Origin of the sequence: Microbacterium sp., from assembly GCF_041909575.1 — a bacterium.
GTDB lineage: Bacteria > Actinomycetota > Actinomycetes > Actinomycetales > Microbacteriaceae > Microbacterium.
Genome location: NZ_JAYRDE010000132.1, coordinates 1 through 7,180 on the forward strand (window position 1 = coordinate 1; position 7,180 = coordinate 7,180).

Consider the following 7,180-nt stretch of genomic DNA (forward strand, 5'->3'; position numbering starts at 1 on the left):
CCGCCCCCTCCATCCCGTCCACCCAGGCGCAGGACCATCCCTGTGGGGCGCCGCCCCACACCCCCGGCTTGCTGACGCCCCCTGATGGGGCCAAGCACCACACCCCCGGCTTGCTGACGCACGCCACGGTGGGGGCTACGGCCCCCACCGAGCAACATCCGAGGACTCTGATCTCCATGAGCACACCCCGCATCGTCGTCACCGGCATCGGCGCGTCCACACCCCTCGGCGGCACCGCCGAAGAGAGCTGGGCGGCCGTTCTGGGAGGGGCGTCCGGCGCCCACACTCTCGAGTACGACTGGGTGGAGGAATACCAGATCCCCGTGACGTTCGCCGCGGAGGCGCTCGTCCGGCCCGACACCGTGCTGGAGCGCCCCGTCGCCAACCGGCTCGACCCGTCCGCGCAGTTCGCGCTCGTGGCGGCCCTCGAGGCGTGGGCGGATGCCGGCAAGCCCGAGGTGGACCCGGAGCGCTTCGCCGTCGACTTCGCCACGGGCATCGGCGGCCTGCAGACGACGCTGGCCGCGTGGGACGTCCTCAAGACCAAGGGGCCGCGCCGGGTCATGCCGATGAGCGTCCCGATGCTGATGCCCAACGCTCCGGCGGCCGCGGTGTCGATGCACCTCGGGGCACGCGGCTACGCCCGCACCGTGGCCTCCGCGTGCGCGTCGAGCACCGAGTCCCTCATCAACGGCTTCGAGGCTCTCAGATCCGGCCAGGCGGACGTGATCATCACGGGCGGCTCGGAGGCGGTCATCCACGGGCTCACGCTCGCCGCGTTCGCCGCCATGCAGGCGCTGTCCAAGCGCAACGACTCCCCAGAGACCGCGTCGCGCCCCTACAGCGTCGACCGCGACGGCTTCGTCATGGGCGAAGGGGCGGCATGCCTCGTCCTCGAGACCGAGGAGCACGCCAAGGCCCGCGGCGCCCGGATCTACGCCGAGATCGTCGGCGGCGGCGTGACGGCGGACTCTTACCACATCACGGCTCCCGAGCCCGAAGGACTCGGGGCCTCTCGCGCCGTGCGCCTGGCGCTCGAGCAGGCCGGTGCGACGCCCGACGACGTCACCCACATCAATGCACATGCCACGTCCACGCCCACCGGCGACATCGCCGAGTACAAGGCCCTGCACAGCGTGTTCGGCGAGCGGGTGCACGACATCCCCGTCTCGGCCACCAAGGGCGCCACCGGTCACCTGCTGGGTGGCACGGGGGCGCTCGAGGCCATCTTCACGATCCTCGCGATCCGCGACCGCGTGGCGCCCCCGACCATCAACATCACGACGCAGGACCCTGAGATCCCGCTGCGCGTGTCGGGCGACCCCATCCCGCTCGGAGACGGGCCGCAGCTCGCGATCAGCAACTCCTTCGGCTTCGGCGGCCACAACGCCGTCGTCGCGATCCGGTCGTACTGAGGCATCCGCTCGTCACCGACGCCGCGGCCTCGTGACCACGAAGACGCCCCCGGGAAGCCACCGGGGGCGTCTGTCGTGTCAGGCGGCGATTCGCGTTCCCGCGGCCCGGGATTCCTCCTCCGAGCCTCGGTAGTGACGCCTCGCCCGCCCGAGTCCGTCGCCGGGTTCGTCGCCGGGTCAGCCGACCTTGTGCAGCCAGACGACCGGCGCGTCGTCGCTGGCGTGGCGGAACGCCTCGAGCTCCTCGTCCCACGCGGCGCCGAGCGCGACCTGCAGCTCACGATGCAGCTCGGCGGCGTTGCCGCCCGCGACCTCCATCGCGTAGCGGACCCGGTCCTCGCCGATCACGACGTTGCCCGCGGTGTCCGTCTGGGCATAGTGGATGCCGAGCCCCGGCGTGTGCAGCCAGCGGCCGCCGTCGCTGCGCGGGGTGGGATCCTCGGTCACCTCGAAGCGCAGGTGCTCCCACCCGCGGATCGCGGTGGCGAGGGCCGCGCCGGTGCCGGCGGGGCCCTCCCAGTAGTGCTCCGCGCGCCGGGCGCCGTGCAGCACCGGCTGGTCGGCCCAGTCGAAGCTCACCGCCTTGCCCAGGGCACGACCGACTGCCCACTCGAGGTGGGGGCACAATGCTCGTGGCGCAGAGTGAATGTAGATCACTCCACGCGCCTGTCGTGTCGCCATGATCTCTCCGTTTCATCAGGTGCGTCTTCCCCAACGACCTGACTGCGGCGATCCGGCGGATATTCGGTTGTGCTGGGGCCATTATCACCCACGCCGGCCAGGAATGACAAGCGTGTGATTCGGCCTGTCGCGGCATCCGCCCGAACGACGAACGCCCCGGCCGTGGGGCCGGGGCGTCCGCGGAGCAGTCCGTCGGATCAGGCCTCGCTCATGACGTTCACGGCGGCCTGGCCCTTTGCGGCGTAGTACGCGGCGCGCGCGGCATCCTTGCGGGCCTGCTCGGCGTAGCCCGCCTCGAGCACGTCCTGCGGCACGACGACGCTCTCGGTGTGGTTCACGCCGTTGTACTTCTCGATGTAGGCGTCGAGCTCGGGGCCCGAGGTCCACGACGTGATGAGGCAGTAGCGGGGCTCGCTGCCGACGTGGGTCGCGGCGTGCCAGAGGCGCTGGGTGTCGATGATCAGCTGGGCACCTGCGGGAAGCGCGATGCGCACCTCGCCCTCGGGGTCGGTGCGGTTCTCGCGCAGGACGAAGAAGCTGTCCTTGTCGTCCGTGAGGTTGAAGAATCCGCGCACGACCCAGCCGGTGCCGTCGGGGTTCAGGCGGTTGTTGTCGTCCTGGTGCAGGTTGTAGAGGCACTCGCCGTACGGCGTGGGCTGCAGCTCGATCACGCGGCAGCGGCCGACGTTCGCGCCCGGCTCCTGCGCGCGACGGGTGAGGTTCGGTGCCTTCTCGACCTGCGAGTCGATCCAGACGCCGTCCTTGTCGGTGCGCGGCGGCTTGTGGTTCCAGAAGCCGTTGCACTCGATCTCTCCGAACGCACTGGCCAGCGGCGCGAATCGCGTGTCGCCCGACGACTTCCAGTCGTTGTACTCGATGTCGAGCCACTCCTTGGGGTCGAGCTCCTGGTTGTAGCGGTCGAGGACGACGTAGCCGGTCTCCTCGAGCGCAGCGGACTTGATGTAACCCATGACGGATTGCCTTTCGGTCAGCGGGCCAGCACGTTTTAACAGGCCCAACTAACGCAAGCCTACCCGCGCCCTCCTGAGTGCTCCGGGCACCGGACCGTGAATATCGGATGCCGCTCCCCGGGCCGGCGCGGGACCGTCGATAGACTCGACACGGCGTGTCCGGCGGCTCTCGACCCCCGCGCCGACGAGATTCGAAGGAGCGTATCCGGACGATGGTCACTGCCACGAACGTCGACGCGACCGCGGTCAACACGATCGGCTGGCTCTCGGCAGGAGACTGGACCATCGTCGTCCCGGTGTACCAGCGGCAGTACCGCTGGGACATCGGGGCGTGCGAGCAGCTGCTGTCCGACATCCGTGCCGTCGCCGACCTCGACGACCGCCGCATGCACTTCATCGGATCGATCCTGTCGTCGACGGGCCGCGTCGGAGAACGAGACGAGCTCGTGCTGATCGACGGACAGCAGCGGGTCACCACGCTCATGCTCCTGGTCGCTGCCCTGCAGCACGCCGTGCGCGACGCGGACCCCGCCCTGTCGGCCGAGCTCGCACGGGTGCTCGTGCGCCGCGACGACTCCGCGGCGACCAAGCTCCGCCCGCACGCGGCCTGGGCGGAGGTCTTCGAGGCCGTCGTGCTCGACCGGCGCGATCCGGGCGACGGGGCGCGCGACTCGCGCTTCGATGACAACTACGCCTTCTTCCGCAGTCAGGTCAGCGCCGAGGAGGCGCCGCATATCTGGCGCGGTCTGCAGAAGCTCGAGCACGTGGCGATCACCCTGGGAGCGGGCGCCAACGCCCAGCAGATCTTCGAGAGCCTCAACTCCACCGGCGAGCCGCTGCGCGACCACGAGCTGATCCACAACTATGTGCTGATGGGGCTCTCGCATGCGGAGCAGCGCGAGATCGAGACGGAGTACTGGCTCCCGATCGAACAGAGCACCGGCGAGTCCATCGCGGCCTTCTGGCGTCAGTACCTGGTGATGACGACCGGCCGCGAGGTGGTCGTCACCCGCAGCCGCGGCGTCTACGACACGTTCCGCCAGGTCTTCCCCACCCTCGACATCGACGACCTCCGCCGTCATGCCGCCGACTGGCGCGAGTACGCGGAGATCTACCGGACACTCCTGGAGCCCGGCCGGGAGCCGGATGCCGCGATCTCGCGTCAGCTGGAGGGGGTGGCGACATTCGGAAGCGCGATGCACCCCCTCGTCATGGAGGCCTACCGCGACTGGCGCCACGGCACGATCAGCCGCGCGGAGCTCGTCTCGACGCTCGATCACGTGCAGGCGCTGCTCCTGCGCCGCACCGTCGTGGCAACGGGGACCGACCGGATCGTGGCTCGCCTGTGCCGGGCGCGGCGTGAGGGCTGGGACGCGCTCGTCGCGGCCTTCTCGCGGATCACCCCGTCGGACGAGCGGATCCGGGCCGCGCTGAAGTATTCGGAGCTCCCCCACCCGGCCTACGTCCTCGGTCGCCTCGCCGGGCTCGGCAGCACCGACGGGATGGCGGTCGAGCATGTGCTCCCCCTGACGCCGGCGGAGACGTGGACCGGCGATGGGGTGCGCACGTGGTCTGACTACAGCGAGGACGAGCAGAACAGCGCCCGCGCCCTCGCCTCGACGCTCGGCAACCTGACGCTCCTCGAGGAGGAGCTCGCCCTCCGCGCCTTCGACGCGTCGTTCCCCGACAAGCGGCCTCTCTACGGGCGCAGCAGCGCTGCCCTCAACCGGGCGCTCGCGGACGCGGAGTCCTGGGGCACGGCCGCGATCTCGCGACGGTCGGCCGAGCTGGGCGAACGGTTCGCGCAGATCTGGGCGCGGCCCGGCAACTCCCTCATCGACGACGACGGCCTCACGCCCATCCTCGACGCCGTGCACCGGCGCGGGTGGCCGATGGGCTGGGAACGGGAGTGGGACTACGTCGAGTACCGCGGCGAGCACTGGGAGGTGCCCGACGTGAAGTACCTCTTCAACCGCATCTTCAAGCGCCTTTGGGCCGACGACCGGGCAGCGGTGGTGGCCTACAGCGACCGGCGCGGCGGCCCGGTGTACCAGGCGCAGTCGTGGAACGGACAGTGGGACCGCCTGGACGACGAGACCTGGCTCTACATGGGGTGGGACTCGAGCTACATGCTCAGCGCGCTGCAGGGCCTTCTCGAAGAAGCGGGGATCGCCGCCGAGGTGTTCGTGAAGTACTCCTACATCGGCACCGCGATGAACAGGGTCGCCGCGCGTTAGGCTCGGTGCGCAGGGGGCGGTGGCCAAGCTGGTCAAGGCAGCGGGCTCATAACCCGACGATCGTGGGTTCAAGTCCCACCCGCCCTACAGAGGAGAGGGGTCGCTGTCCGGTGGCCCCTCTCGCTTCGCGTGACCGCCGCTCGATACCCGAGGGGTTATGGGAGGCAGCGGCGCGGAGTAGCATGCCGATCGGCGAGGACGATCATGACTCAGATGCGGGATGCAGCAGCCGATTCGGACACGCGCCGCGGAGGACGACGTCGCCGCGGTGGGCTCGCCATCGTGGCGGCGTGTGCGGTGGGAGCCGCAACACTGCTCGGCGGTGCGCCGGCTCACGCGGCACCGGTGGTCGCCTGCGGGAGCGTGGTGACGAGCGATCTGACGTTGACGGCGGACCTGACCTGCACGGGTGGCGACGGCCTGATCCTGGGCTCGGATGTCACGCTCGACCTCGGAGGGCATCGCCTGTCCGGTGACGGATCGGGAATTGGCGTGCAGACGAGCGGAGACTCCACCGGCGGAAACACGATCCGCAACGGGACGATCGAGAACTGGGCCACGGGAGTCCAGATGCAGGCGGAGAACCCGGACGGCGTGCCGCCGTACATGGTGTCCAGGGTGAAGCTCCTGAACGCGCCCGTGAATCATCTCTTCGGAAACACGGACCTGATGCTCGTCGATGTCCGGGCCGTGGACTCCCCCATCACTGGCCAATTGGGCGGTGATCTCGCGATCTCAGGTTCCAGGCTGACCCGTTCGCCGGTCGACGTGTTCTTCGCGAGCGCCGACATCGAGGACTCCACACTGATCCAGAGCCATGTGAGCACGACCGCGCAAGGTGAGGTGCGGATCGATTCCTCCCGGCTCGACGGCAAGGGGAAGAGCGCACTGGGCTATGTGAGCGAAACGTCCATCACCATCACCGACAGCGTCGTGAAGAACTACGCGCAGCCCATCAGCGGGTTCTGGGGCGGCGTGACCTTGACCGGCAACACCTTCACGGGCATGCCGGGAGGCGTCCTCGGAAACATCAGCTCGAACATCGGGTCCGCCGGGGTCTCGTACATCTCGGGCAACTCGTTCACGCGCAGCGGGGTGGTGCTCCGCGGCAATGTCCCGATGGTCGTCGAGAACAACACCTTCACCCGCAATGAGGCCGGCGTGGTCTTCACCCGGGGCGAGCCCTTGCCGGGCGATCCGCCGCCGACGGCGGAGGGTTCCCGCGCGACGGGCAACGTCTTCGCGAGGAACGCGGGCACGGGAATCGAGTCGCAGCTGCCAGGGCTCGAGGTGGGTGACAACCTGGCTCACCACAACGGCGGCTACGGGATCTTCGCACCCGCCGCGGTGGATCTCGGCGGCAACGTCGCCTATCGCAACGGCCTCGGCCAGTGCGTCGGGGTCGCGTGCACGGCCAGATGATCGGGCGCACAGCGGAAGAGGCAGCCGGACGGCACGGCGGGCGGCTCACTCGCCGGTCTGGGCTCGATGACTTCGCGATCAGCGCTGAGCGTCGTCCCTCCCCTTGATAGGCAGACCGGGCCACACCATCGACACCTCGCTGACACGGATCCACCCGGTCACGGGCTTAGAAGGGTGCGTCGGACACCCCGGCGTCGGATGGTTGGAAGTGGGGGGTTGGGTCGTTCGGGGTTGACGCGGTAGCGGCGTCCGGTGGGTGAGGTCCAGAGGAGTGCGCCGCCGGTGTGGGGGATGTGGTGGACGGTCCAGCCGCCGTGGTGTTTGACGGTGTGGTGTCCGGTGCACAGGGGGGCGTGGTTGGTGAGGGCGGTGGGTCCGCCGTGTTCCCAGGCGATGGTGTGGTCGATTTCGCAGCGGGACGCGGGGATGCCGCAGCCGGGTGCCATGCAGCGGT

6 protein-coding genes and 1 tRNA gene are annotated in these 7,180 nt (G+C 69.6%); 4 read left to right on the plus strand and 3 right to left on the minus strand.

Annotated features, from left to right (window positions below):
* Nucleotides 1-176: 176 nt before the first annotated feature.
* Entirely contained in the window at nucleotides 177-1,415 is a 1,239-nt protein-coding gene (locus ACE3O1_RS13915; RefSeq protein ID WP_374316034.1) for a beta-ketoacyl synthase, read from the plus strand.
* Nucleotides 1,416-1,592: 177 nt separating this feature from the next.
* On the opposite strand, the gene ACE3O1_RS13920 is transcribed toward ACE3O1_RS13915, so the two are convergent.
* Together ACE3O1_RS13920 and ACE3O1_RS13925 are read right to left on the minus strand one after the other, a co-directional pair.
* Nucleotides 1,593-2,096, minus strand: coding sequence for a DUF3145 domain-containing protein (locus ACE3O1_RS13920; RefSeq protein WP_374316036.1), 504 nt, complete (start codon nucleotides 2,094-2,096; stop codon nucleotides 1,593-1,595).
* Between the two features lie 197 nt (nucleotides 2,097-2,293).
* The gene (locus ACE3O1_RS13925) at nucleotides 2,294-3,067 is read right to left on the minus strand and encodes a hypothetical protein (RefSeq protein ID WP_374316038.1); all 774 of its coding nucleotides are present in this window, start codon (nucleotides 3,065-3,067) and stop codon (nucleotides 2,294-2,296) included.
* Nucleotides 3,068-3,279: 212 nt separating this feature from the next.
* Between ACE3O1_RS13925 and ACE3O1_RS13930 the strand changes: the two genes are divergently transcribed.
* The 3 genes from ACE3O1_RS13930 (at nucleotide 3,280) to ACE3O1_RS13940 (ending at nucleotide 6,726) form a co-directional block, all read left to right on the plus strand.
* Complete coding sequence (locus tag ACE3O1_RS13930) at nucleotides 3,280-5,304, plus strand: DUF262 domain-containing protein (protein ID WP_374316040.1); 2,025 nt, start codon at nucleotides 3,280-3,282, stop codon at nucleotides 5,302-5,304.
* 13 nt (nucleotides 5,305-5,317) lie between these two features.
* Nucleotides 5,318-5,391, plus strand: a tRNA-Ile gene (locus ACE3O1_RS13935).
* Nucleotides 5,392-5,874: 483 nt separating this feature from the next.
* Nucleotides 5,875-6,726 carry a right-handed parallel beta-helix repeat-containing protein gene (locus tag ACE3O1_RS13940; protein WP_374316042.1) on the plus strand — a complete coding sequence of 284 codons (852 nt, stop codon included), beginning with the start codon at nucleotides 5,875-5,877 and terminating at the stop codon, nucleotides 6,724-6,726.
* Between the two features lie 158 nt (nucleotides 6,727-6,884).
* Here ACE3O1_RS13940 and ACE3O1_RS13945 read toward each other — a convergent pair whose 3' ends face one another.
* Nucleotides 6,885-7,172 (minus strand): HNH endonuclease signature motif containing protein, encoded by a 288-nt coding sequence (locus ACE3O1_RS13945; RefSeq protein WP_374316044.1) that lies wholly within the window; start codon nucleotides 7,170-7,172, stop codon nucleotides 6,885-6,887.
* Nucleotides 7,173-7,180 lie beyond the last annotated feature (8 nt).